Here is a 23799-nt window from a genome sequence, read left to right as displayed (position 1 = left end):
CGGACCAGAAGCGACAGCGCAGTGTGCACGAAGGCCGGAGGGGGCTGTGCACACCACGCATCTGGGGGGCTGAGACCATGGACCCGATGAACCGGGGACCCGAAGAGTACGGCCGCGACGGCACCGACGACGACAGCATCCGCGACGGCGTGCACGACACCACAGACGACGCGTCCACCCGCGCCGGGCGCCCGCCGCGCGATCCCCTGACCCCTGACTTCGGTCAGCCCGCGCCCGCCCTCGCCCGCACCGTCCAGCTCGTCTCCGGCGACTTCCTGCTCACCGTCAACCCCGTCGACGGCAGCGAGATCGAACCCTGCCCGCCCGGGGAGCAGCCGACACGGCCCGCCAAGCGCACCGCCGCCGAGCGCGCCGAGCTGCGCCGGGCCTCGATGCCGCCCGTGCCGCCGGGCCCCGCGCTGCCCAGGCTGCCGCTCCTGGAGCGCCAGGAGGAGCGCGAGCGCCTCGCACGGCTCCTCGCCCGCGGCCGTTCCGTACGGCTGACCGGCCCCGCCGGCTCGGGCCGCACCGCACTCCTCGACGCCGTCGCCGACGACTGCGCGGACCTCGCCCCCGACGGCGTCGTCCGCCTCTCCGGGTACCGCAGAACACCGGGAGAGCTGCTCCACGACCTCTTCGCCGCCGTCCACGACGCGCCCCTGTACCGCCCCGACCGCGCCCGGCTCCTCGAACTGGTCCGCGACATCGGCGCCGTCGTCGTCCTCGACGACCTGGAGTTCGGCGGCGCGGGCCTCGACGAACTGCTCGACGCGACCCCCGAGTGCGCCTTCCTCATCGCCACCACACCCGACGTGGCGGCCCCCTCCGCCGACTGCCACCTCGAAGAGGTCTTCCTCGGCGGACTCGGCCGGGGCGGCGGCCTCGAACTCCTGGAGCGCGCCGTCGGCCGCGTCCTCGACGACGAGGAGGCCAACTGGGCGGGCGACCTGTGGTTCGAGTCCGAAGGCCTGCCGCTGCGCTTCGTCCAGGCGGGCGCCCTGCTCCGCCAGCGCGACCAGCTGCGCGCCGACCCGCACTGCTTCGAGGAGTACGGCTACTTCGCACCGGCCCCCGTCGACGCGGGCGCCGACGAGCACGACGTGCCGCTGCCCTCGCTCGCCGACGGCGCCGCACCCGCGGCCCTGCTCGCCGCCCGGCTCAGCCCGTCCGCCCGCGCCACCCTGAAGTTCGCCGTCGCCCTCGGCGGCGAGCTGCCGCACCAGGCCCACCTGCCCGCCCTCGTCGGCGACACCCACGCCGACGCGGCCCTCGCCGAACTGGTGGGCTGCGCCCTCGTCACCCCGGTCGGCGCCCACTACCGCCTCGCCGCGGGCGTGCGCACCCAGCTGGAGGCCGCCGGATACGCCGACGACGCGGCCGAGCACGCCCTGGCCGCCGCCCAGCACTACGCCTGGTGGGCCGGACACCCCTCCGTCACCCCGGAGCGCGTCGCCGCCGAGGCCGACGCCGTGCAGGCGGCGCTCGGCGCCCTGGTCGCCACGGAGGCCGGCGCGGCCGTGCTGCTGGCCCGCACCGCGGCGCCCGCCTTCGCCGGCGGACTCGACTGGGGCGCCTGGGAGCGCGCCCTGCGCGCCGGCCAGGAAGCCGCGCGGAACGCGGGCGAGGTCGCCGAAGAGGCGTACTTCCACCACGAGTTGGGCATCCTCGCGCTCTGCGGCGGACAGCTCGACCGGGCCCGCGCCGAGCTGGAGGCCTCCATCGGGCTGCGCGGCGCGCTCGCCGACAAGCGCGGCATGATCTCCGGGCGCAGGGCCCTCGCCCTGGTCGCCGACCGCTCGGGCGGCGCGCTGCCCGGCGGACGCACGGCCGCGGGCGAAGAGGTGCCCGACGCCCGCTCCGAGGAGTCGGCGTCGCCCCCCGGCGGCATACCCGCCACCTTCGCGCCGCCCCGGCCGCCCGCGGAGCCGGACACGCTCGTCACCAGCAAGATGCCCTCCACCGTCGGATCCGGGCCCGCACCGAGCCGCCGCTCCATCATCAGCGGCACCCGGCGCAACCTCGTCGCCGCCGGCGCCGGAGCCCTCCTCGCCGCCGTCCTCGGCACCGTCGTCACCCTCGGCGCGACGTCCGACAGCAACGACCCGCCCGGCGACAAGGTCACGACGGAGCAGTCGGCGAAGGAGGACCGCGACGGCGACGGCCTGACCGCCGACAAGCCGCGGCAGGACGCCACGAGCCGCGGCGACACCCCGGGCGACGGCGCCACCGGCGCCGCATCGGACGACGCGAAGCCGAGCGGCAGCGGCAAGCCGTCGACCACGCCGAGCGGCAGCGGCAAGCCGTCCGACGACCCCTCCGGCAAGCCGACCGAGCCGTCCGACAAGCCGACGGACAAGCCCACCAAGCCCACGGGCAAGCCGACCGAGCCGTCCGACAAGCCGACGGACCCGCCGACCACTCCGCCCACGACCCCGCCGAGCACGCCCCCCACGACCCCGCCGACGACACCGCCCACGACCGACGACCCGCCCACCTCGCCCGACCAGTCGAACTCGGCGAGCGGCTCCGGCGGGACGACGCCCGGCGCCTGAGACGGCCGCGCGGTCAGAACAGCCGCAGCTTGTCGTCCTCGATGCCGCGCAGCGCGTTGTAGTCGAGGACGGTGCAGCCGATGCCGCGGTCCGTGGCGAGGACGCGGGCCTGCGGCTTGATCTCCTGGGCGGCGAAGATGCCCCTGACGGGCGCCAGGTGCGGGTCGCGGTTCAACAGCTCCAGATAGCGGGTGAGTTGCTCCACGCCGTCGATCTCGCCGCGCCGCTTGATCTCGACGGCGACGGTCTGCCCGTCGGCGTCGCGGCAGAGGATGTCCACCGGGCCGATCGCCGTCATGTACTCGCGACGAATGAGTGAATACCCCTCGCCGAGTGTCTCGATCCGGTCGGCGAGCAGCTCCTGAAGGTGCGCTTCCACGCCGTCCTTGATGAGGCCGGGGTCCACGCCCAGCTCGTGCGAGGAGTCGTGCAGCACTTCTTCCATCGTGATGATGAGCTTCTCGCCCGCCTTGTTCACGACCGTCCACACGCCGGCGTCGTCCCCCGTCCCCTCCTTCAATGTGCACGGCGGGGACATCCAGTTGAGCGGTTTGTAAGCCCTGTCGTCCGCGTGGATCGAGACGCTGCCGTCCGCCTTCACGAGGATCAGGCGGGGGGCCGAGGGGAGATGGGCGGTGAGCCGGCCCGCGTAGTCCACGGAGCATCGGGCAATGACGAGACGCATGGGGCGCAACGCTACTCGACCGGGGCGGGTGCGCGCGATTCGCCCACCCCACACCCGTCGCGGGAGCGACTTGTCCGTCGATGAACCTGTTCGATCCTGGCCGGTTATGCGCCCAATCTTCTGGTGTAGGCCCCGCCCGGTGCCTACCGTAGAAGCAAGAGGTCGTCGTCCGTGCACGCTGCGTAGGCGGACTCCATCCCTGTCCGTAAACCCCCGCTCCCCGGGGGTGCGAGAGGAGAACCCATGTCGCTCGACGTCTCACCGGCACTGTTGGAACAGGCCGAGCGAGGCGAGGTCGATGAAGCAGAATTCGTCGACTGCGTCCGGACCTCCCTGCCTTACGCATGGGAGATGATCAGCTCCCTGGTGGCCCAGCTCAAGGTCGACGGTGGCGAGTTCGCCGACAACCAGACTCCGCCGCCGGACGAGCAGGCACGCGGTCAGCTGCTGCGCGCGCTCGCGAGTGACGCGATTCGCGGTGCCCTTCAGCGGCACTTCGGAGTGCGTCTGGCATTCCAGAACTGCCACCGCGTAGCGGTGTTCCCGCTTGACTCTTCGGTGGACGACCGGCTCGCCCGCTTCACGTCGATCCGGGGGCAGCTGCTCAACCAGTCGCCCGAACTGCGGGACTGCTGACGTCTGTTGCTGCCGCTCCGTACGCGGGAGGTGTTTCAGTCCGGAGCGGCAGCTCCTCCGTCGGACGGCGGATCTCAGCCGAGCTGGGGCAGGACTTCGGCGCCCAGCCTCCGCACGTTCTCCTCCGTGGCCGCGAGGTCGCCCGAGCCCTCCACGAGCAGCGCGAAGCGCGTGATGCCGGTGCGCTCGGACGTGGCGGCGAGCCGGTCGGCGCACACCTGCGGGGTGCCCACGGGATGCAGCCCGCAGAGCAGCTCGGTGTAGGCCGCCGGGTCCCGCATGGCCCGGTGCCTGCCGTCGACGGTCACATGGGCCTCCAGGCCCTGCTTCAGCCAGCCGGGCATCGCCTTCTGTAAGGTCTCGGCCGCCTCCACGCGCCGGTCCGCGATCTGTGCGACCCCGGCGGAGACGTGCGAGGCGGCGGCGACCTGCTCGGGGGTGTGCCCGGCGGCACGGGCGTGCCGATTCCACAAGGCCACCATTTCGGCCTTCTCGTCGTCGCCCACGTGCATGCCGAGCAGCATGGGCAGGCAGCGCTGGGCCGCGAGCCGCACGCTGGACGGCGAGGTGCAGGCGACGATCACCTCGGGCCCCGCGCTGTCGCCCTGGCCGGGCAGCGCCTCCCGCGGGCGCGGCACGACGGCCACCTCGCGGAAGGAGTACCGGCCGCCGTCGGCCTCGACCCGGGGCTCCTTCAGCCACCGGAGCAGCAGGTCGAGCGATTCCGGGAAACCCTTCTCGTACGCCTCCAGGCCGGCCCCGAAGACCTCCAGGTCCACCCAGGGGCCGCCGCGTCCGACGCCGAGCGAGAACCGGCCGCCGGACGTCATGTGCAGCAGCGCCGCCTGCTCGCCGAGCGCCACGGGGTGCACGGTCGGGAGCACGCTGACGGCCGTGCCGACGCGGATCCGCCGGGTCCGCCCGAGCAGCAGGGCCGCGAGGGTCACCGCGGACGGGCACGTGCCGTACGGCACGAAGTGGTGCTCGGCGAGCCAGACCGCATCGAGCCCCGCCTCCTCGGCCACCTCGGCGGACCGCACCGCTCGGTGCAGTGCCTCCCCCTGCCCCTGTCCGGGGAACTGGGCGGCCAGAACAAAACTACCTACACGCATCGAACTCCTGCCTCCTTGACGCCGACGCAGGCACTCCCCCTACGGGCAACAACGCGTGACACGTGCCAAAGGCACGGCCTGGCATGAAGATTGTTGGATTTTCCGTGCAGCGAAGGGGTCGGCGGCCCTCCATGCGGCACGGGTACCCCGGGGCGTGGCGCGTAGGCTGGTCACACCCCTGACCGCCGTACAGCCCGTGAGGTGTTTCCGTGTCCCCGCGTCGCAACCGCCCCAAGGGCGCCGGAGAGCCGAAGGCGTTTACGGGCGAGGAACCGCCGGGCCGCTACGGCGGCTTCCAGTCCACCGAGAGCTGGCAGGGCGAGGAGTGGAGCGTGCGCCACGTCGCGGGCGCGAGCTCGGCGGGCAAGCGGTACCGCTGCCCGGGCTGCGACCAGGAGATCCCCTCGGCCCTCGCGCACGTGGTGGCCTGGCCCGAGCACTCCGGCGTGGACGAGCGCAGGCACTGGCACAAGGCGTGCTGGAACGCGAAGGACCGCCGCACCACGCGGGTGCAGCGGTCCCGTAACGCGCCGAGGTACTGAGGCTCCCCGTACGTTCGTGCCGTACGGCTATACGTCGCGCTTCTCCAGGAGCGCGAACGCGCCGGCGAGAGCGGCCACCGTGACGACGACGAGCAGCGCCAGCTGCGAGCCGCCGCCGGGGCCGTCCGCGGTGTCCGCGCCGAAGATCTTGGCGAGCGCCGTGATGGCGTTGTAGTCGTTCATCTTCTCGCCGAGCGGCTGCGTGCTCTCCCAGATCATCAGGAACGCGGGCATGATCGCCGGGACCAGGACCACGCCGAGCATGGCGGTGATGGCGCCCGCGGAGTGGCGCAGCATCGAGCCGACGGCGAGCGCCAGCACGCCGAGCAGCGAGACGTACAGACCGCCCTTGAAGACCGTGCCCGCCCAGGGCAGGTCGCCCGCCTCGGGGCCGCTGTGGGCGGCCGAGGCCGCCAGGCCCACGAGGAGGATGGAGCCGGCGGAGACGACGAAGGCGACCACGAAGTAGATGATGACCTTCGCGGCGAGGACGCGGTGGCGCTGCGGGGACGCCGTGAACGTCGTACGGATCATGCCCGTGCCGTACTCGGACGAGGTGACGAGCACGCCGAGCGTGATCAGGCAGATCTGACCGAGCATCAGGCCGAAGAAGGCCGGGACGGTGAACGGCACGTCCGCGTAGTCGAGCGGATCGGTGTTCGCCACGGCGAGCAGGCCGATGCCGACGACCAGGAGCAGGAAGACGCCCAGGGTCCACATGGTGGAGCGGACCGACTTGATCTTCGTCCACTCGGAGGCCAGGGCGTTGCCGAGGTGGGTCTTCTTGACCGGGATCGGCGAGGTGTAGGCATTGGCCATCGCCTGCTGCCAGGCGGAGGGCGGCGCGGGGGCCGCGGGCGGCGGAGCCAGCGGGGCGCCCTGCGGCGCCGGGGCGCCGGCCGGTGCGTACATCTGCTGAGGCTGCTGCGCCTGCGGCTGCTGCTGCGGAGTCGGAGGCGTGGTCATCGTGCGGCGTCCTCGTTGTCGGTGGCGGTGGCGCGCTTGGTCATGTCGGGGGCGGGGGCCGCGGCCGGCGGCTGCTGCGGGGGTGCCGCGGCGTAGGGGTTCTGCCCGTCCTGCGGCTGCGGCATCGCGAAGGGCTGACCGCCCTGCTGGGGCGGCGGGGGCGCGTACCAGCCCGGCTGACCCTGGCCGGGCAGCGGCATGGGCGGCTGGCCCTGCGGGACGGCGCCGGGCGGCATCTCCTGCTGGAGGCCCGCGCGCTGGTCGACCGTGGAGCGGTAGTCGACGGCGCCCTGCGTCATCCGCATGTACGCCTCTTCCAGCGACGCCTGGTGCGGGGAGAGCTCCCACAGGCGGACGTCCGCGCCGTGCGCGAGGTCGCTGATGCGGGGGAGCGGCAGGCCGGTGACGCGCAGCGCCCCGTCCTGCTCGGGCAGCACCTGGCCGCCCGCCTCGGTGAGGGCCGCCGTCAGCTTCTCGCGGCCCGCGCTCTCGCCGTCCGGCGTGCGCACCCGCGCGAAGTCCGCGGAGTTGTGCGAGATGAAGTCCTTGACGCTCATGTCGGCGAGCAGCTGGCCGCGGCCGATCACGATCAGGTGCTCGGCGGTGAGCGCCATCTCGCTCATGAGGTGGGACGAGACGAAGACCGTGCGCCCCTCGGCGGCGAGCGCCTTCATCAGGTTGCGGACCCAGAGGATGCCCTCGGGGTCGAGGCCGTTGACCGGCTCGTCGAAGAGCAGCACCTGCGGGTCGCCGAGGAGCGCCGCCGCGATGCCGAGCCGCTGGCCCATGCCGAGCGAGAAGCCCTTGGAGCGCTTCTTGGCCACGTCCTGGAGGCCCACGACGCCGAGCACCTCGTCGACCCTGCGGGCCGGGATGCCGGAGAGCTGCGCGAGGCAGAGCAGGTGGTTGCGGGCGTGCCGGCCGCCGTGCACGGCCTTGGCATCGAGCAGCGCACCGACCTGGCGGGGGGCGTTCGGCAGCTTGCGGTAGGGGTAGCCGCCGATCGTCACCTGCCCGGTGGTGGGCGCGTCGAGCCCGAGGATCATGCGCATCGTCGTCGACTTGCCGGAGCCGTTGGGCCCGAGGAAGCCGGTGACGGTTCCGGGCCGCACCTGGAAGGAAAGGTTGTACACGGCTGTCTTGGCGCCGTAGCGCTTCGTCAGGCCGACTGCCTCGATCATTCTCCGCACCCATCGAATGGTTCAGGACGTCGGGGCACACGCCCCCGTAAGGGTTAGGAGGATAACGGGGAGCTGACGGTTCCAGCCAAGAGCGAGTAAAAGCGGCTACGGCGGCGGGAGCTCCGTCCACGGCAGCACCCAGCCCTCCTCGCGGAAGAGGAGCGTGCCCCGCGCGCGGAGCTCGGGGTCGGCGGCCGCCCGCCGTACCCAGGACGCCGCGTCGGGCCCGAACAGTTCCCGCAGGCGCGGCGACGCGTCGAGGAGCGCGTCCAGCAGCGCGGCCTGGTCGCCGCCGCCGGGCCGCGGCAGCCCGGTCACCGGGTCGGCGAGGACGCCACGCACGTTGACGTAGACGTACGCCCCATCCAGCCGCTCGCCGGACGGCAGGGTCATGTCGTACGCGTCGCCCGGCAGCAGGACCCGCCGGTAGTTGGGGAGCTCGGTGGCGTCGACGGCGGGCAGCTGCGCCGCGTCCAGCCAGGAGACGACGAGGGTGGTCCGCGCGGTGGGGGCGCCGTAGGGTGCGGCCGCCACGTACCCGGCGCGGCCGATGTGGGCGGAGCAGCCGATCCCGAGGCCGCGCAGCCGCACGGGCACCATCGGCACGGCGCCGGGGATGCCGCGCCGGGCGAGCTTGTGGGCGAGCTGGCCGGGGGAGGCGTTCGAGCCGACCGCGATGACGGGGTGGCGGCCCGCGACGGGTGTCCGGCCGAGGACGGTGAGGACGTCGTCCAGTGAGCGGTGCGTGCAGTGGCCGGTGCCGTCGACGGTCCAGGCGCCGAGCCCGCCGGGACGCGGGTGCAGCCCCAGGAGTTCGGCGCCGGTGAGCAGGGCGGGGACCGTGACCGGCAGGCCCGGGTAGGTGAGGGGTTGCAGCGCGGGCACGCCGTCGAGGCCGAGCGCGGCGAGTCCGCGGTCCTGCGTCGTCACATGTCCCCCCGGGGCACGGTGGTCGTACGTCCCGTGGACGCCGAGATCACGCGTCCCGTCTTTTCAGCAGTACGTACCCACCCAGCAGCGCCAGCACCACCCACGCCACCATGATCGCGAGACCGCCCCACGGCCCGTACGGGGTGTCGTCGTCGAACGGCGACTTGACCTGCATGATCCTGCTGCCGGCCTGGTCGGGCAGGAAGCGGCCGATCTTCTTCGTCGCCGACACGTTGCCGAGGATGCTGGAGATGAGGAAGAAGAACGGCATCAGGATGCCGAGGGAGAGCATCGGGCTGCGCAGCATCGCCGCGACACCCATGGAGAACATCGCGATGAGCGTCATGTAGAGCGCGCCGCCGATGACGGCGCGCAGCACCCCGGGGTCGCCGATCTGCGCCTTGTACGGGCCGAGCATCGCCTGCCCGACGAAGAACGTGAGGAAGCTGGTGGCCAGGCCCACCACGAAGGCGAGCAGCGTGGCGACGGCGATCTTGCCGAACAGGAACGCGGCGCGCTGCGGGACCGCCGCGAGCGAGGTGCGGATCATGCCGGTGCTGTACTCGTTCGAGACGACGAGCACCCCGAAGACGATCATCGCGAGCTGGCCGAGGGACATCCCGGCGAAGCTGATGAACGTCGGGTCGAAGGTCAGCTTGTCCCTGGCGTCCAGGCCGTCGTAGTCGTTCTTGGACAGGACGCTGATCAACGCGCCGAGGGCGACGGTGACGACGAGGGCGAGCCCGAGCGTCCAGACGGTCGACGACACCGAGCGGATCTTGGTCCACTCCGATTGCAGCACCTGCGTCGCGGCCATCGCTCAGGCTCCCTTCCGCGGCTGCCAGCCCTGGCCGGGGCCGGTGGGTCCGGTATGCGCGTGGTACTCCACCGACTCCGCGGTGAGCCGCATGAACGCCTCCTCCAGGGAGGCCTGTTGGGGGCTCAGCTCATGGAGGACGAGCTGGTGCCGCGCGGCGAGCTCACCGAGCTCCTCCGCGAGGGCGTCGTCCACTTCGAGGGCGCCGTCACCCGCGTCGACGGCGGTGACGCCCGCCCGGTGCAGGACGTCGAGGAGGCGTTCGTGCTGCGGGGAGCGGAGTCTGACGTACGACCGGGAGTTGCGCCGGATGAAGTCGGACATCGCCAGGTCGGCAAGGAGGCGGCCCTGGCCGATGACGACGAGGTGGTCGGCGGTGAGCGCCATCTCGCTCATCAGGTGCGAGGAGACGAAGACCGTACGCCCTTGCGCGGCAAGGGACTTCATCAGCGTACGGATCCAGTGGATGCCCTCGGGGTCGAGGCCGTTGACCGGCTCGTCGAACATCAGGATCTCCGGGTCGCCGAGGAGTGCCCCGGCGATGCCGAGCCGCTGGCCCATGCCGAGCGAGAAGCCCTTGGCCTTCTTCTTGGCGACGGCGGTCAGCCCGACGGTGTCGAGGACCTCGCTGACGCGGGCGCGCGGGATGCCGTTGCTCTGTGCGAGGCAGAGCAGGTGGTGGTAGGCGCTGCGGCCGCCGTGCATCGCCTTGGCGTCGAGGAGCGCGCCGATGCACTTGAGGGGGTCCTTCAGCTCGGTGTAGTGCCGGCCGTCGATGCGGACGGCACCGGCCGAGGGATGGTCGAGCCCCAGCAGCATGCGCATGGTGGTGGACTTGCCCGCGCCGTTCGGCCCGAGGAAGCCGGTGACCAGGCCGGGGCGGACGGCGAAGGTCAGATTGTTGACGGCCACCTTCTCGCCGTACCGCTTGGTCAGCCCCTCGAGCTCGATCATGCGGCAACGCTAAAACGGCACAAAGCCCCCTGCCACTCGGGCTGGCAGAGGGCTTCGCGGAGGCCCCGTCAGGGGCGCGGGGAACTGCGCGCCCAGCCACAACCGGGCCCGCAGGTCCGATACAGCCTCAGCGGGTCTGCTGCGCGGGCACCCCGCGAGAGACGGGCTCGTCGTCCGCGGGCGTACCCGCGGCAGCGACCGCCGCCCCCGTGAGCGTCGCCAACATCTCCCGCACATTGGTGAGCTGCGCGTTGATGCTGTCGCGACGGTTCGTGAGCGCGGCGAGCTCGCGCTCGGACTCCGAACGGATCCGGTCCGCCTTCGCGTTCGCGTCGGCCACGATGTCCTCGGCCTGGCGCTGAGCGGTCTCGACGGTCTGCCGGGCGCGGCGCTCCGCGTCGGTCCGCAGCTTCTCCGCCTCCAGGCGCAGCTGCTCCGCACGGTGCTCGATCTCCGCGAGGCGCTTCTCCGCCTTGGCCTGACGCGAGGCCAGGTCACGCTCGGACTGCTCACGGCGCTTGGCGAGGTTCGTCTCGAAGTCCGCGGCGGCCTGGGCGGCCTTGGCGCGGGTCTCCTCGAAGAGGGCGTCCGCCTCCTCGCGCTTGGACTGCGCGTCCTTCTGGGCCTCGGCGCGCAGCGCGCTCGCCTCGCCCTTGGCCTTCTCGACGATCCGGACGCCCTCGTCCTCGGCCTTGGCCTTGCGCTCGGCGGCGAACGACTCGGCGTCGTTGCGCACCTGCTGGGCGGCGGACTCGGCGAGCTCGCGGTGCTGCTCGGCCGCGCGACGGGCCTCCTCGCGCAGGTCCTTCGCCTCCTCCTCGGCGAGGCGGAGGATCTTCTCGACGCGGGCACCGAGACCGGCGTACGACGGCTCGGCGTCGGCGACCTGGGCCTGGGCGTTCTGCGTCTCGAGGTGCAGCTCCTCGATGCGCTTTTCCAGAGCAGTGATACGGGCCAGAGCACTGTCACGGTCGGAGACGAGCTTGGAGATACGTTCGTCCACCTGAGCGCGGTCGTACCCACGCCGCACAAGCTCGAAGCCGTAGGGGGAAGTGTCGCTCATGGGGTTCCTGTCGAATGAGACCGGTGAGGTGATAGAGGGAATCCTAGGGGTCCAAGCGGCGTGTCATCGAGCAGATGCCTGTTTGATCTGGAGAATGAGACCCCTTTTGAGTGGCTGACCGTCAGAGCGCTTGCCAGAACAGGGCCAAAGGTCCTTTCGGAGCACGGCGGATTCCCTTTGACTACCCCTCCGACTGCTTCCCACTCGAACGTGTCGATCCGGCCGCGGCGCCCGCCTTGACACCGCCCGAACCGGAGCCGCTGCCCGACCCGGACTTCGCACCGCTCGACGGGGCCTCGAAAGACTCCAACGCCTCCAGCACGTCCTGGACACGGGAGATCTCCGCGTTGATGTCCGCGCGCCGCCGCACCAGAACCTCCAGCTCCTGCTTGCCCTCCTCGACGACGCGCGCCGCCTCCGCCTCGGCCTCGGCCTTGATCTGCTCGGCCTCGGCGATCAGCGCGGCCTTCTTCGTCTCGGCCTCCTTCAGCAGACCCTCGGCCTTCTTCACGGCGGCGATGCGGACCTTGCTCGCCTCCGAACCGGCGTCCGCGACCAGCTCCTTCGCCTTCGCCTCGGCCTCGGCCAGCTGCTCCTCCGCGGCCTTGACCAGCGCGTCGCACCGCTCGCCCGCGGACTTCATCGCCTCGGCGGACTCGCGGCGGGCGCGGTCGTGCAACTCCTCGATCTCGGCGCTGAGACGGTCGCGCTGCTCCTCCGAGCGCTCCCTTATGGCGGTCGCGTCGCGGCGGGCGCCGACCAGCAGCTCGTCCGCGTCCGTACGGGCCTTCTCCACCAGCGAGTTGCCCTCGACCGTCGCCGCGGCGACCAGACGCTCGGCCTCCTTGCGGGCCGCGCCGACCATCGTGTCGGCCTGCGCCTCGGCGTCCGTGGTCGCCTTCAGCGCCTTCTCCTGGGCGTCCGAGGTCAGCTTCTCGGCCTCCGCCGCGGCCTCCGTGATGAGCGTGTCGACCTGCTCGGCGGCCTCCTGACGGCGCTTGTTGGCCTCCTTGCGGGCCTCGTCGAGCGTGCGCTCGGCCTCCTCGCGCGCCTGGGCCGTGAGCTGCTCGGCCTCGCGCGCGGCCGCCGCCTTGACGCGCTCGGACTCGCTGCGGATCCGCTCGGCGTGCTGCTGCGCGGAGTTGACCGTCTCGGCGGCCTCGGCGCGCAGCCGCTCCGCGTCGCCGGAGGCGTCCGAGATGAGCTTCTCGGCCTTCGCCACGGACTCCGCGCGCACCCGCTCCGCCTCGGCGGTGGACTCGGCACGCAGCCGCTCGGCCTGCTCGACGGCCTCCGTGCGGACCCGCTCGGCCTCGGCGGCCGTCTCGGCCGTGAGCCGCTCCGCCTGCTCGACGGCCTCCGTGCGGACCCGCTCGGCCTCCGCGGCCGTCTCGTTCTGAAGCAGCTCCGCCTCGCTGCGGGCCTCGCCGATCAGCGTGTCGGCCTGGCCCGCCGCGTCGTTGCGGATGCGGTTGGCGTCCTCGCGGGCGTCGGCACGCGTGCGCGCGGCGTCCTGCTCCGCCTGCGCGATGGTGTCCGACGCCTCCGTGCGCACCCGCTGGGCGTGCTCCGAGGCGTCCGAACGCATCCGCTCGGCCTCCGCGATGGCGTCCGCGACCGTGCGCTCCGCGAGCTCCTTGGCGGCCTCCGAGGCCTCCGTCGCCTCGCGCCGGGTGCGGTTGGCGTCCTCGGTGGCGCGCTCCCGCTCGGCGTAGGCGTCGGCGCGGACGCGGTCGGCCTCCTCCTGCGCCTCCGTCCGCGTGCGCTCGGCGGCGTGCTCGGCGGCCGAGCGCAGGCCCGCCACCTCCTCCTGCGCCGCCTCGTGCAGGCCGGCCACGGAGTCGCGTACGGACTGGGCGTGCTGCTCGGCGGCCGAGACCAGCTCGGTCGCGCGGCGGTCGGCCTCCTCGACGAGCCGGATCGCCTCGGCCTGCGCCTCCTCGACGCGCTTGCGGGCGGACGCGAGCAGCTCCTCGCTCTGCTCGCGGGCCCGCTCACGCTCCTGGTCGGCCTCCGCACGCGCGGAGTCGAGCGTCTCCTCGGCCTCGCGGCGGCGCCGGACCGCCTCCTCCTGGGCGGCGGCGAGCGCCTCGGCGGCCTCCGTGCCGACGCGCTCGGCGGCGGCCGCGGCCTCCGCGCGGACCCGGTCGGCCGACTCCTGCGCCTCCGTCTTGAGCCGCTCCGCCTCGGCGGCGGCCTCCGAACGCAGCCGTACGGCGATGTTCTCGCCCTCGGCGCGGGCCTGCGAGGCGTCGGCTGCGGCTTCGTCACGCAGCCGCTCCGCCTCGGTCTCGGCCTGCGCCTGGAGCGTGCGGATCCGCTCGGCGGACTCCGCGCGCAGCCGGTCCGTCTCGTCCGTGGCCTCCTTGCGCATGCGCGCGGCCTCGGCGCGGGCGTCGGCCAGCGCCTGCTCGGCGGCCGACAGGCGCTCCTCGGCCTCCGTGCGCAGCCGCGTCAGCTCATCGGCGGCCTCGGCCTGCCGTGCCGCTATGGCCTGCTCGGTCTCCTCGCGCAGCGCCCGCGCGGCCGCCTCGGCCTCCGACTTCGTGGCCTCGGCCTGCTCGGCGGCCTCCTCGCGGTGCCGCTCGGCCTCCTCGCGGGTGCGCTCCAGGGTCTCCTCGGCCTGTGCGCGCAGCGTCGTGGCGCGCTCGACCGCCTCGGTGCGGACCCGGTCGCTCTCGGCGGCCGCGGCGGTGCGCAGCTCCTCGGCGTCGGCCTTCGCCTTGGCGAGGAGCTCCTCGGCGGACTTGGCCGCCTCCTCGATCTCCTTGACCGCCTCGCGCCGCGCCTCGCCCCGGATGCGCTCGCCCTCGGAGACCGCGTCGGCCCGCAGCTGCTCGGCCTCGCCGCGCAGCCGGCGCGCCTCCTCCTGGAGCTCGACGGTCTTGGCGCGGTACTCCTTGGTGTCGTCCTTCGCCGCGCCCTTGAGCTCCTCGGCGATGTCGTGCGCCTCGGCGCGCAGCCGGTCCGCCTCGGCCTCCGCCTCGGACCGGATCCGCTCGGCCTCGTCGGTGGCGGCCTTCGTGGTCTCCTTGGCGTTCTTCGAGGCCTTGTCGAGGACCTCCTCGGCGGTCCGCGCGGCCTTCGCGAGCTGGCTCGCGGTCTCCTCGGCGGTGATCGTGCGCGCCTTCTCGGCGGCGTCCGCGATCAGCTTCTCGGCCTCCGCGCGGGCGTCGGCGACCAGCTGCTCGGCCTCGGACCTGGTGGCTTCGGCCTCCTTGGTGGCCTCGCCGACAAGGCGGGCGACCTGCTCCTTGGCGGTCCGGGTGCGCTGCTCGTTGGCGGCCTCGGCGGCCGACAGCTGCTTGGCCGCACTCTCCTTGGCCTCGGCGAGCACCTTCTCGGCCTCGCCGCGCGCCGCGCGCAGCGCCGTCTCGGCCTCGGCCATGCGCTGCTCGGCGGCCCGGCTCGCCTCGGCGGCCTGGCGGCGCGCCTGCTCGGACTCGGTCGCCGTGGTGGTACGCAGCTGCTCGGCGTGGTCGGTGGCCTCCTGGGCCTGCGTGGACGCGGCGTTCAGGAGGCGCTCGGCGTCGGTGCGGGCGCGGCGCAGGATCGCCTCGGCCTCGGCGCGGGCGGCCTCGGCGTCGCCCGCCAGGCGTTGGCGGGCCTCCTCGGCGATCCGGGCGGCCTCCGCGCGGGCGGCGGCCAGGGCCTGGTCGGCCTCGGCGCGCGACTCGTCGAGGAGGCGGCGGGCCTGCTGCTCCGTGCGGGCCCTGAGCTGCTCGGCCCAGGCCACGTTCTCGTTGACGTGGGACTCGACGGTGCGGCGGCGCTCGGCCAGCTCCTGGTCGAGCTGCTGGCGGCGCGAGACGGCCTCGGCGTGCAGCTCGGACTGGAGGCGGGCCTGTTGCTCGGCGTGCTCCTGGAGGATGCGCTGGGTCTGCGCGCGGGCGTCGCGGAGCTCGCGCTCGGCGTCGGCGCGCAGCTGCTCGGCCTGGATCTGGGCGTTGCGGAGCAACTGCTCGGCCTGATACCCGATGTCCGCGCTGTCGTAGGCAGGGCGGGACGCGAGGTTGCGGCGCGCCTCGTGCAGCTTGGCGCGCAACACCTCGACCTGGTAGCCGAGGTCCTCGGCGTGCTGGACGGCTTTCTCCCGCTCGGTCTTCAGCCGGTCCATCTCGGCCTCGAACCGCGACAGACTGTCCGTCTCAGCCCGCGAGTTCTCCTGGCGTTCGTAGCCCCGCACTGCGCGGTCCCATCCTTCCCCGAGCTCTCGGCTGCGCTCGAGCAGGGGAGGCCCCACTCCTGGTCGCAATTCTCTCCAACGAGCCCCGTCCATCCGCCGAACGGGGCCCCCGGGGGAATGGTGTCAGATCAACAGCGGAGCATGAGCTGCTGCCCCGACGCACGTCCCCCGAAACCCGGACCCCGGTAGGTGGCCGCCCAAAGTTCGGACGGCCGCCACTAACCCTACCGGCCCAGATATACGGAGGTCAGTGCTCCGGTGCCTCGGAGGGTGCCGAAGTGACAAGTTCCGTAAGGACACCGTGGCAGTCCTTCGGGTGCAGGAACGTGATGCGTGACCCCATGGAGCCGATCCGGGGCTCTTCGTAGAGGACGCGTACGCCCTTGTCTTTGATGGCCGCGGCGTCGCCGTCGACGTCCGCGGTGCCGAAGGCGATGTGGTGCACGCCCTCGCCGTTCTTGGCCAGCCACTTGCCGACCGCGGAGTCGTCGCGGGTCGGTTCGAGGAGCTGGAGGTAGGAGGCGCCCCCGTCACTCGTCTCGTTGATTTTGAGCATGGCCTCGCGCACGCCCTGCTCTTCGTTGACCTCGGTGTGGAACACCTCGAATCCGTACGTCGCGCGGTAGAACTCGACGGTCTTGTCGAGGTCGAAACAGGCGATCCCGATGTGATCGATTCGCGTCAGCATGGTTCAAGTGCAGCGCTTGACGCAGTGATTACGCAACGTGCGCGCGATCACAGTCGTCGCCCGATGACGGCAGGGGTACTGCTCAGTACATTCAGATAAACCCTCGTTAACTCCTCTCCTCCCAAGGGGTCGTCGCACATGGCAGGAACGACCGGCACCACCTCAGTGATCGTCGCGGGCGCACGCACGCCCATGGGCCGTCTCCTCGGCTCGCTGAAGTCCTTCTCGGGTGCGGATCTGGGGGGCTTCGCGATCAAGGCCGCGCTGGAGCGCGCGGGAATCGGCGGCGACCAGGTCCAGTACGTGATCATGGGCCAGGTGCTCCAGGCCGGGGCAGGGCAGATCCCGGCGCGCCAGGCCGCCGTCAAGGCGGGCATCCCCATGAACGTCCCCGCACTGACCGTGAACAAGGTCTGTCTCTCGGGCCTCGACGCCATCGCGCTCGCCGACCAGCTGATCCGCGCGGGCGAGTTCGACATCGTGGTGGCCGGCGGTCAGGAGTCCATGACCAACGCCCCGCACCTGCTGCCCAAGTCCCGCGAGGGATACAAGTACGGCGCGATCGAGATGCTCGACTCCATGGCGCACGACGGCTTGACCGACTCCTTCGACGGCGTCGCGATGGGCGAGTCCACGGAGAAGCACAACACCCGGCTCGGCATCCGCCGCGCTGAGCAGGACGAGGTGGCAGCCCTCTCCCACCGGCGCGCCGCCGCAGCCGAGAAGAACGGCCTGTTCGAGGCCGAGATCACCCCGGTCGAGATCCCGCAGCGCAAGGGCGACCCGGTGCTCTTCGCCAAGGACGAGGGCATCCGCCCGGAGACCACCGCCGAGTCCCTCGGCAAGCTGCGCCCGGCCTTCGCCAAGGACGGCACGATCACCGCGGGCTCCGCCTCGCAGATCTCCGACGGTGCCGCAGCGGTCGTCGTCATGTCCAAGGCCAAGGCCGAGGAGCTGGGCCTCGACTGGCTCGCCGAGATCGGGGCGCACGGCAATGTGGCGGGACCGGACAACTCTCTCCAGTCCCAGCCGTCCAACGCCATACAGCACGCGCTGAAGAAGGAGGGCCTGGCGGTTTCCGACCTCGACCTGATCGAGATCAACGAAGCCTTCGCCGCCGTCGCGGTGCAGTCAATGAACGACCTCGGAGTTTCATCGGAAAAGGTGAACGTCAACGGCGGAGCCATCGCGCTGGGCCACCCGATCGGTATGTCGGGCGCACGCATCGTCCTGCACCTCGCCCTGGAGCTGAAGCGGCGGGGCGGCGGTGTGGGCGCGGCCGCGCTGTGCGGTGGCGGCGGGCAGGGCGACGCCCTGATCGTGAAGGTTGCCAAGGCCTGACCCGCACGTCGGCCCTCTCCCGTACAGAGCGAACGGAGCTGTGATGCAGGACGTCCCCTCCCTGGTGGCGCAGGCCCGCGAGGGCAGGCCGCGGGCCGTGGCCCGGCTGATCTCACTGGTCGAGGGGGCGTCTCCGCAGCTGCGTGAAGTGATGGCGGCGCTGGCCCCGCTCGCCGGCCACGCGTACGTGGTCGGGCTCACCGGATCGCCCGGTGTCGGCAAGTCGACATCGACGTCCGCGCTCGTGAGCTCCTACCGGCGGGCCGGAAAGCGGGTCGGCGTCCTCGCCGTGGACCCGTCGTCCCCCTTCTCCGGCGGCGCGCTCCTCGGCGACCGGGTCCGGATGTCGGACCACGCGTCCGACCCCGGTGTCTACATCCGCTCCATGGCCACGCGCGGGCACCTCGGCGGGCTCGCGTGGGCCGCGCCGCAGGCCATCCGTGTCCTGGACGCGGCGGGCTGCGACGTGATCCTCGTCGAGACCGTCGGCGTCGGGCAGTCCGAGGTGGAGATCGCCTCCCAGGCCGACACGTCGGTGGTGCTCCTCGCACCCGGCATGGGCGACGGCATCCAGGCGGCCAAGGCCGGAATCCTGGAGATCGGCGACGTGTACGTCGTCAACAAGGCGGACCGCGACGGCGCCGACGCGACCGCGCGCGAGCTCAACCACATGCTGGGCCTCGGCGAGTCCCGCGGCCCGGGCGACTGGCGGCCGCCCATCGTGAAGACGGTCGCGGCGCGCGGCGAAGGCGTCGACGAGGTCGTGGAGGCGCTGGAGAAGCACCGGGCCTGGATGGAGGAGCGCGGTGTCCTCGCCGAGCGGCGGGTCGCCCGCGCCTCCCGGGAGGTCGAGACGATCGCCGTGACGGCGCTGCGGGAGCGGATCGGGTCCCTGCACGGTGACCTCCGGCTGTCCGCGCTCGCGGAGCGCGTCGTGGCGGGGGAGCTGGACCCGTACACGGCCGCCGACGAGCTGGTCGAAGGGCTCACGGACAGCTAGGGCGTACACCTGCGGCCCGGACCGCGAGGTCCGGGCCGTGGGGGTGGGTGCGGGGTGCGGTGCTGTGCGGGCGGTGACCTGTGATCAGTCGTCGGAGCCGTCGTCGTCGTGGTCCTGGCCGTCGTGGTCGTCGTCGTGGTCGTCGTCGTCCGAGTGGTCCGCGGTGACCTTGCCGGTCTTCAGGTCGACGTCGTACTCGGACTCGGCGCCCTTCGCGCCCGTCGTCTCCACCTTCCAGGCGGTCGCCGTGCCGTCGTCGTCCAGGTCCACGGAGGTCACGGTGCCCTTGTCGGCACCGGCCCGCGCGGCGTCCGCGGCGCTCACGGAGGCGCCCTTCAGCGCGGAGTTCAGCCGGGCCGCGTCGGCGGCGTCCTCACGGGCGTCGTCCGCGTCGTTCTTCTCCGTCCAGGAGCCCAGGACCTTGCCGGTGCCCGGGTCGACCTCGACGCTGTGCCACGTCTTGCCGTTCAGGATGTCGACGTCCCAGACCAGGCCGCCGTCCTCGTCGTCGAGCTCGGCGGAGACCGCGGTGCCCTTGGTGTCGGCCAGGGCGGCCTTGATGGCGTCGGCGGCGGTCACCTTGGCGGCCTTCGCCTCGGCGGTGTTCTCCGCGGCGTCGTCGCGGTCGTCGTCCTTGCCGTCGTCGTCCCCGCGCTCGTCGCCGCGGTCGTGGTCCTTCAGCTGGACGCTCGACCGGTCGGCGGCGCTCGACTCGTCGTCGCCGGTGACCGCGAGGGCGGTGGCGGTGCCACCTCCGACGAGCGTGAGTGCGGCGACGGTGGCGATGACGATGTTGCGCTTCATGAGGTCCCTCCCGAGACGGTCTGTTGCTGCGAGCTGTCGTCGCGAGCCGTTGCTGTGAGCTGTTGCTGCGACGAGGACCAATCTGGCGGAGCGATCCTGAACCCACGCTGAAGCCGCCTGAAGAACTCTTCAGCTTCGCTCTGCCACCCTGAGCGCATGCGTTTGTTGATCGTGGAGGACGAGAAGCGGCTGGCCCTGTCGCTCGCCAAGGGCCTGACCGCCGAGGGCTACGCCGTCGACGTCGTCCACGACGGCGTCGACGGACTGCACCGGGCGAGCGAGGGCTCGTACGACCTGGTGATCCTCGACATCATGCTGCCCGGCATGAACGGCTACCGCGTCTGCTCCACGCTGCGCGCGGCGGGCAACGAGGTGCCGATCCTGATGCTCACCGCCAAGGACGGCGAGTACGACGAGGCGGAAGGCCTCGACACGGGCGCGGACGACTACCTCACCAAGCCCTTCTCGTACGTCGTGCTCGTCGCCCGCGTGAAGGCGCTGCTGCGCCGCCGCGGCGCCGCGGGCCCGTCACCGGTCCACGTCCTGGGCGACCTCAAGGTCGACACGGCCGCACGCCGCGTCTTCCGCGGCGATGACGAGATCACCCTCACCGCCAAGGAGTTCGCGGTCCTGGAGCAGCTGGTCCTGCGGGCCGGCGAGGTCGTGTCCAAGGGCGACATCCTGGAGCACGTCTGGGACTTCGCGTACGAGGGCGACCCCAACATCGTCGAGGTGTACGTGAGCACGCTGCGGCGCAAGCTCGGCGCGGCCCTCATCAAGACCGTGCGCGGCGCCGGATACCGCCTGGAGGCCCCGCGATGAGCCGGCTGTTCGGATCGGTGCGGGCCAGGGCCACGCTCGGCGCGAGCCTGGTCGTCGCCCTCGCCCTGCTCGCCGCGGGCACCGCCGTGCTGCTCGCCCTGCGGGCCAACCTCACCGGCCAGGCGGACGGCCGCGCCGACTCCGCGGCCCGCGATGTCGCCTCGCAGCTGGTGGCGGGCCGGCCGTTCGACGACCTCGACCTGCCGGACGAGGACGACAGCCCGGTGCAGGTCGTCGACGAACAGGGCAGGCTGGTCGCCGCCAGCGACGACCTGGAGCGGATCAGCGGCACCGGGACCGGCGCGGTCGCGCCCGTCAAAGCCGCCGCGCGCTCCGGCGGCGAGAGCGCGGGTGACGACGCCGACGACAAGGGTGAGGCGCCCGAGCCCGGTGAGATCGACGAGGACGCCGAGTACAGCTCCGGGTCCGCCACCGTCGACGGCGACAGCGCCGACTACCGGTTCGCCGCCGTCGAGGTGAGCACGGAGCAGCGGGGCGACTTCACGGTCTACGCGGGCGGTTCGCTCGCCGACGAACAGAGCGCCACGTCGACGGCGCTGACGTCCATGCTGATCGGCTTCCCACTGCTCCTCGCGGTCGTCGCCTCGGTCACCTGGCTGGTCACGCGGCGCGCCCTGCGCCCGGTGGCGGCGATCACCGCGGAGATGTCCGCGATCACCGCGTCGGAGGACCTCGCGCGCCGCGTGCCCGAGCCGGACACGCACGACGAGATCGCCCGGCTCGCCCGCACCACGAACGAGACGCTCACCGCCCTGCAAACCTCGGTGGAGCGCCAGCGCCGGTTCGTGGCGGACGCCTCGCACGAGCTGCGCAGCCCCATCGCGTCGCTGCGCACCCAGCTCGAAGTGGGCGCGGCCCACCCGGAGTTGCTGGACGTCGACGGCGCGGTCGAGGACACCGTGCGGCTTCAGGAGCTCGCCGCGGATCTGCTGCTGTTGGCCCGGCTTGACGCGGGGGAGAAGCCGGGCGGGGGCCGGGTCGACCTGGCGGCGTTCGTCCGCGAGGAGCTGTCGCAGCGCACCCGGGACCGCGTCGAGGTGCACGCGGAGCTGAAGAGCGTGGAAGTGGCGGGCTCCCGCGGCCAGTTGGCGCGGGTGCTCGGCAACCTCCTGAACAACGCCCAGCGGCACGCGCGCTCCCGTGTCACGGTCACCACCCGGAGCGAGGGCGCCTGGGCGGTGCTTGAGGTGTCCGATGACGGGAGCGGCGTGCCGGAGGGCGAACGGGAGCGCATCTTCGAGCGGTTCGTACGGCTCGACGACGCGCGGACCCGCGACGAGGGCGGGGCCGGTCTGGGCCTCGCCATCGCGCGGGACGTGGCGGTGCGGCACGGCGGCACGCTCGTGGTGTGCGAGGCGCCGTCCGGTGGTGCGCTGTTCGAGCTCCGGCTGCCCTGCCCTCAGTCGTCGGCGGAGTGAGGGTCGGTGCGGCCGGCCGGGGCGGAGCGGGTCAGGGCTTTCCGCGCTGGGAGCGCAGGTGCTCCGCGATCGGGGTCAGGGCCTTGCGCAGCTCGTCGAGGGAGTCGGCGGAGATGAGGTCGACGAAGTGCCGCCGCACGGAGGCGACGTGGTGCGGAGCCACCTTCTGCATGGTCTCCATGCCTTCCTCGGTGAGGACGGTGTAGAGCCCTCGCCGGTCGGATTCGCAGTTCTCGCGGCGCACCAGGCCCGCGTTCTCCATGCGGGTGATCTGGTGGGACAGGCGACTCTTGGACTGAAGGGTGGCGGCGGCAAGATCACTCATGCGCATCCGCAGCTCTTCCGATTCGGAGAGGTAAACGAGAATGTCGTAGTCGTTCATGGTCAGGTTGAACGGCTGAAGGTCCTTTTCGAGCTGATATGTCAGCATCCTGTTGACCTCCACGTGGGTACGCCAGGCGCACTGTTCCTCGTCGGTCAGCCACTGCGGGGCCGTCTCGGTCTCCATGGAATCGATTCTACCTAAGAAGTTGAAAGGTGAACGAATGGTGGGATGTGACGCGCCTCGCACCACCAGCCTCCCGGAGGGGCACAGGCGTTCGCCGTCACACTCCGCAGACTACCGCTCACAGCCCGAAGCGACGCTGGAGGTCCCCCAGTTGTCCGGGAAGGCGCGGTGCCCCCGGCTGCTGACCCGGTTGCCCCGGAGTGCCCCGTCCGCCTGGTACGCCCCCCTGGTGCGGCACCTCGCCCGTGGCCTGCTCGGGCAGCAGGGCCTCGGTGGACTGGAGCAGCACCGTGCCGGCCCCCACGAACTCGAACTGGTGCTCCTCGCCGGATGTTCCGCCGATGCCGGTCAGCGCCCGCACGCCTCCGATCACGCCCGTGAGGTAGCCGTGGTCGTAGTGATGGCAGGGTGAGGGGCAGTCCGCCCAGCCCACGAGCGCCTGTGGATCGACGCGGATCGGGGGCTCCATGAAGACCACCGGGCCGTTCGACGCGGCGACGAACTTGCCCGTGCCGATGAGCGTCAGAAAACCCGGAACGATCGACTGCTTGAGCGCGAGAGTTGGCTGAAAAGCGAGGAGGTTGCCGGAGCGAATGGTCAGGTTGCCCTCGTCCAAGTCATACGAATTCACGTCGAAGGCCCGGTCGGCGAGGAGCATCTTGCCCTGGCCGTCCGCCACGACCCAGTCGCTCGCGTGCAGCGGCGAATGGAAACTGGTCCGGACCAGGCGGTCGAGACGGCCGTGCCCGATGCCGTTGAAGTCGATGCGGCCGTAGTACGCGATCATCTTGCCCTTCTGGAGGAACCACTGGGTTCCCTGGAGCTCCACGCAGAAGGTGTGCGCGTTGACGTTGTCGTCGCTGGGGAGGGTCAGGGGGTCGAAGACGGCGGGCGCCCCCGCGGCGGTCGACACGTTCGGAATCACAGCTTTTCCTCCGATGCCTGGACGAAGACCGCACCGGTCCCCGACAGCTCCAGCTGGAAGGCCTCGCCGGAGCCGCGGCCCACCATGTCCCGCCAGCCGAGCGCGGTGGAGAGCTTGTTGCGCACGTCGCCGTGGTGTGCGACGTACGCCTGGGGGTCGACGTGGACGGGGCGTTGAGGGGTGATCGGGACCTCGATGACGCCGCCGTGCGCCATGACGGCCACCGAGCCGTGGCCCTTCAGGGTCGTGGTGAACAGGCCCTGACCGCTGACCTGGCCGCGCACCATCCCCATGACGCCGCCCTGTGAGCCCATGAACATGGTGCCCTGCTGGAGCGTGCCGTCGAAGGCGAGGAGGCGGTCCGCCTCCACGTACAGCGTGTCTCCGGAGAGGGTGATCACCTGGATGTGGTGGCCGCCGTGCCCGAAGAGGACCGTGCCGCTGCCGTCGACGGTCATCAGGGGCGTCGCCTCGCCCGCGACCCGGCGGCCGATCATGGACGCCAGACCGCCCTGTCCGCCCTGGAGGTTCGGGGTGAAGGAGACGTCTCCCTTGTAGGCGAGCATGGCGCCGCGCTGGCTGAAGATCTTGGCGCCCGGCCGCACGGTCGCCTCGACCATCTTCGAATTGATCTCACGGAAGGGCATG

At 72.2% G+C, this 23799-nt stretch carries 21 protein-coding genes; 7 read left to right on the top strand and 14 right to left on the bottom strand.

Features of this window, described 5'->3' with window-relative positions:
- Positions 1–77 precede the first annotated feature (77 nt).
- Positions 78–2552: an ATP-binding protein gene (locus tag ACZ4Z4_RS22020; RefSeq protein WP_468329663.1), complete on the top strand. Its 2475-nt coding sequence runs from the start codon at positions 78–80 to the stop codon at positions 2550–2552.
- Positions 2553–2565: 13 nt separating this feature from the next.
- Here ACZ4Z4_RS22020 and nucS read toward each other — a convergent pair whose 3' ends face one another.
- Positions 2566–3237, bottom strand: a complete 672-nt coding sequence (gene nucS / locus ACZ4Z4_RS22015) for an endonuclease NucS (RefSeq protein WP_362990291.1) — start codon at positions 3235–3237, stop codon at positions 2566–2568.
- A 243-nt stretch (positions 3238–3480) separates the two neighbouring features.
- On the opposite strand from nucS, the gene ACZ4Z4_RS22010 reads away from it, so the two are divergent.
- Positions 3481–3873 carry an SCO5389 family protein gene (locus tag ACZ4Z4_RS22010; RefSeq protein WP_467671383.1) on the top strand — a complete coding sequence of 131 codons (393 nt, stop codon included), beginning with the start codon at positions 3481–3483 and terminating at the stop codon, positions 3871–3873.
- A gap of 74 nt (positions 3874–3947) precedes the next feature.
- Here the strand turns inward: ACZ4Z4_RS22010 and ACZ4Z4_RS22005 are convergent, their stop codons facing one another.
- A complete protein-coding gene (locus tag ACZ4Z4_RS22005) occupies positions 3948–4985 on the bottom strand; it encodes an LLM class flavin-dependent oxidoreductase (RefSeq protein ID WP_468329660.1) in 1038 nt (345 codons plus the stop codon).
- Positions 4986–5194: 209 nt separating this feature from the next.
- On the opposite strand from ACZ4Z4_RS22005, the gene ACZ4Z4_RS22000 reads away from it, so the two are divergent.
- Positions 5195–5527: an ATP/GTP-binding protein gene (locus ACZ4Z4_RS22000; protein ID WP_468329657.1), complete on the top strand. Its 333-nt coding sequence runs from the start codon at positions 5195–5197 to the stop codon at positions 5525–5527.
- Positions 5528–5554: 27 nt separating this feature from the next.
- Here the strand turns inward: ACZ4Z4_RS22000 and ACZ4Z4_RS21995 are convergent, their stop codons facing one another.
- The 8 genes from ACZ4Z4_RS21995 to mce all read right to left on the bottom strand — a co-directional run bounded on the left by ACZ4Z4_RS21995 (position 5555) and on the right by mce (position 16312).
- Positions 5555–6397, bottom strand: coding sequence for an ABC transporter permease (locus ACZ4Z4_RS21995; RefSeq protein WP_468330441.1), 843 nt, complete (start codon positions 6395–6397; stop codon positions 5555–5557).
- Positions 6398–6489: 92 nt separating this feature from the next.
- Positions 6490–7674 (bottom strand): ABC transporter ATP-binding protein, encoded by a 1185-nt coding sequence (locus ACZ4Z4_RS21990; RefSeq protein WP_468329654.1) that lies wholly within the window; start codon positions 7672–7674, stop codon positions 6490–6492.
- A 105-nt stretch (positions 7675–7779) separates the two neighbouring features.
- The gene (locus ACZ4Z4_RS21985) at positions 7780–8604 is read right to left on the bottom strand and encodes a hypothetical protein (protein WP_468329651.1); all 825 of its coding nucleotides are present in this window, start codon (positions 8602–8604) and stop codon (positions 7780–7782) included.
- Between the two features lie 46 nt (positions 8605–8650).
- Positions 8651–9421, bottom strand: a complete 771-nt coding sequence (locus ACZ4Z4_RS21980) for an ABC transporter permease (protein WP_468329648.1) — start codon at positions 9419–9421, stop codon at positions 8651–8653.
- A gap of 3 nt (positions 9422–9424) precedes the next feature.
- The gene (locus ACZ4Z4_RS21975; protein ID WP_468329646.1) at positions 9425–10375 is read right to left on the bottom strand and encodes an ATP-binding cassette domain-containing protein; all 951 of its coding nucleotides are present in this window, start codon (positions 10373–10375) and stop codon (positions 9425–9427) included.
- Between the two features lie 127 nt (positions 10376–10502).
- A complete protein-coding gene (locus tag ACZ4Z4_RS21970; protein ID WP_150216158.1) occupies positions 10503–11438 on the bottom strand; it encodes a coiled-coil domain-containing protein in 936 nt (311 codons plus the stop codon).
- A gap of 181 nt (positions 11439–11619) precedes the next feature.
- The gene (gene scy, locus ACZ4Z4_RS21965) at positions 11620–15624 is read right to left on the bottom strand and encodes a polarized growth protein Scy (RefSeq protein WP_468329643.1); all 4005 of its coding nucleotides are present in this window, start codon (positions 15622–15624) and stop codon (positions 11620–11622) included.
- Between the two features lie 247 nt (positions 15625–15871).
- Positions 15872–16312: a methylmalonyl-CoA epimerase gene (gene mce, locus ACZ4Z4_RS21960; RefSeq protein ID WP_362990308.1), complete on the bottom strand. Its 441-nt coding sequence runs from the start codon at positions 16310–16312 to the stop codon at positions 15872–15874.
- 138 nt (positions 16313–16450) lie between these two features.
- Here mce and ACZ4Z4_RS21955 point away from each other — a divergent pair, with 138 nt between their 5' ends.
- Complete coding sequence (locus tag ACZ4Z4_RS21955; protein ID WP_468329640.1) at positions 16451–17653, top strand: acetyl-CoA C-acetyltransferase; 1203 nt, start codon at positions 16451–16453, stop codon at positions 17651–17653.
- 43 nt (positions 17654–17696) lie between these two features.
- Positions 17697–18653, top strand: coding sequence for a methylmalonyl Co-A mutase-associated GTPase MeaB (gene meaB, locus ACZ4Z4_RS21950; RefSeq protein WP_468329637.1), 957 nt, complete (start codon positions 17697–17699; stop codon positions 18651–18653).
- An 84-nt stretch (positions 18654–18737) separates the two neighbouring features.
- Here meaB and ACZ4Z4_RS21945 read toward each other — a convergent pair whose 3' ends face one another.
- Positions 18738–19457, bottom strand: coding sequence for a PepSY domain-containing protein (locus ACZ4Z4_RS21945; RefSeq protein WP_468329634.1), 720 nt, complete (start codon positions 19455–19457; stop codon positions 18738–18740).
- 156 nt (positions 19458–19613) lie between these two features.
- Between ACZ4Z4_RS21945 and ACZ4Z4_RS21940 the strand changes: the two genes are divergently transcribed.
- Both ACZ4Z4_RS21940 and ACZ4Z4_RS21935 read left to right on the top strand, forming a co-directional pair.
- Positions 19614–20279, top strand: coding sequence for a response regulator transcription factor (locus ACZ4Z4_RS21940; protein ID WP_468329631.1), 666 nt, complete (start codon positions 19614–19616; stop codon positions 20277–20279).
- Positions 20276–21718, top strand: coding sequence for a sensor histidine kinase (locus ACZ4Z4_RS21935; RefSeq protein ID WP_468329628.1), 1443 nt, complete (start codon positions 20276–20278; stop codon positions 21716–21718). The genes ACZ4Z4_RS21940 and ACZ4Z4_RS21935 overlap by 4 nt, the downstream gene beginning before the upstream one ends.
- Before the next feature lie 31 nt (positions 21719–21749).
- Here ACZ4Z4_RS21935 and ACZ4Z4_RS21930 read toward each other — a convergent pair whose 3' ends face one another.
- From ACZ4Z4_RS21930 to ACZ4Z4_RS21920, 3 genes are all read right to left on the bottom strand, one after another.
- On the bottom strand, positions 21750–22226 hold the full coding sequence (locus ACZ4Z4_RS21930) for a MarR family winged helix-turn-helix transcriptional regulator (RefSeq protein ID WP_468329625.1): 477 nt from the start codon (positions 22224–22226) through the stop codon (positions 21750–21752).
- Positions 22227–22344: 118 nt separating this feature from the next.
- Positions 22345–23139, bottom strand: coding sequence for an AIM24 family protein (locus tag ACZ4Z4_RS21925; protein WP_468330438.1), 795 nt, complete (start codon positions 23137–23139; stop codon positions 22345–22347).
- Positions 23140–23147: 8 nt separating this feature from the next.
- Positions 23148–23798, bottom strand: coding sequence for an AIM24 family protein (locus ACZ4Z4_RS21920; protein ID WP_468329622.1), 651 nt, complete (start codon positions 23796–23798; stop codon positions 23148–23150).
- Position 23799: the final 1 nt, after the last annotated feature.

This window comes from Streptomyces sp. NPDC030245, assembly GCF_055572995.1.
Note: the sequence above shows the minus strand (reverse complement) of the source record. Positions and strands in the feature narration are given on the sequence as shown.

Bases quoted from the DNA above. Each gene is read 5' to 3' on its own strand.
- mce (WP_362990308.1), bottom strand. From the start codon at position 16,312: ATGCTGACGCGAATCGATCACATCGGGATCGCCTGTTTCGACCTCGAC.
- ACZ4Z4_RS21920 (WP_468329622.1), bottom strand. From the start codon at position 23,798: ATGCCCTTCCGTGAGATCAATTCGAAGATGGTCGAGGCGACCGTGCGG.
- ACZ4Z4_RS21980 (WP_468329648.1), bottom strand. From the start codon at position 9,421: ATGGCCGCGACGCAGGTGCTGCAATCGGAGTGGACCAAGATCCGCTCG.
- nucS (WP_362990291.1), bottom strand. From the start codon at position 3,237: ATGCGTCTCGTCATTGCCCGATGCTCCGTGGACTACGCGGGCCGGCTC.
- ACZ4Z4_RS22020 (WP_468329663.1), top strand. From the start codon at position 78: ATGGACCCGATGAACCGGGGACCCGAAGAGTACGGCCGCGACGGCACC.
- ACZ4Z4_RS21970 (WP_150216158.1), bottom strand. From the start codon at position 11,438: ATGAGCGACACTTCCCCCTACGGCTTCGAGCTTGTGCGGCGTGGGTAC.
- ACZ4Z4_RS22005 (WP_468329660.1), bottom strand. From the start codon at position 4,985: ATGCGTGTAGGTAGTTTTGTTCTGGCCGCCCAGTTCCCCGGACAGGGG.
- ACZ4Z4_RS21930 (WP_468329625.1), bottom strand. From the start codon at position 22,226: ATGGAGACCGAGACGGCCCCGCAGTGGCTGACCGACGAGGAACAGTGC.
- ACZ4Z4_RS21975 (WP_468329646.1), bottom strand. From the start codon at position 10,375: ATGATCGAGCTCGAGGGGCTGACCAAGCGGTACGGCGAGAAGGTGGCC.
- ACZ4Z4_RS21935 (WP_468329628.1), top strand. From the start codon at position 20,276: ATGAGCCGGCTGTTCGGATCGGTGCGGGCCAGGGCCACGCTCGGCGCG.
- ACZ4Z4_RS21945 (WP_468329634.1), bottom strand. From the start codon at position 19,457: ATGAAGCGCAACATCGTCATCGCCACCGTCGCCGCACTCACGCTCGTC.
- ACZ4Z4_RS21940 (WP_468329631.1), top strand. From the start codon at position 19,614: ATGCGTTTGTTGATCGTGGAGGACGAGAAGCGGCTGGCCCTGTCGCTC.
- ACZ4Z4_RS22010 (WP_467671383.1), top strand. From the start codon at position 3,481: ATGTCGCTCGACGTCTCACCGGCACTGTTGGAACAGGCCGAGCGAGGC.
- meaB (WP_468329637.1), top strand. From the start codon at position 17,697: ATGCAGGACGTCCCCTCCCTGGTGGCGCAGGCCCGCGAGGGCAGGCCG.
- ACZ4Z4_RS21990 (WP_468329654.1), bottom strand. From the start codon at position 7,674: ATGATCGAGGCAGTCGGCCTGACGAAGCGCTACGGCGCCAAGACAGCC.
- ACZ4Z4_RS21955 (WP_468329640.1), top strand. From the start codon at position 16,451: ATGGCAGGAACGACCGGCACCACCTCAGTGATCGTCGCGGGCGCACGC.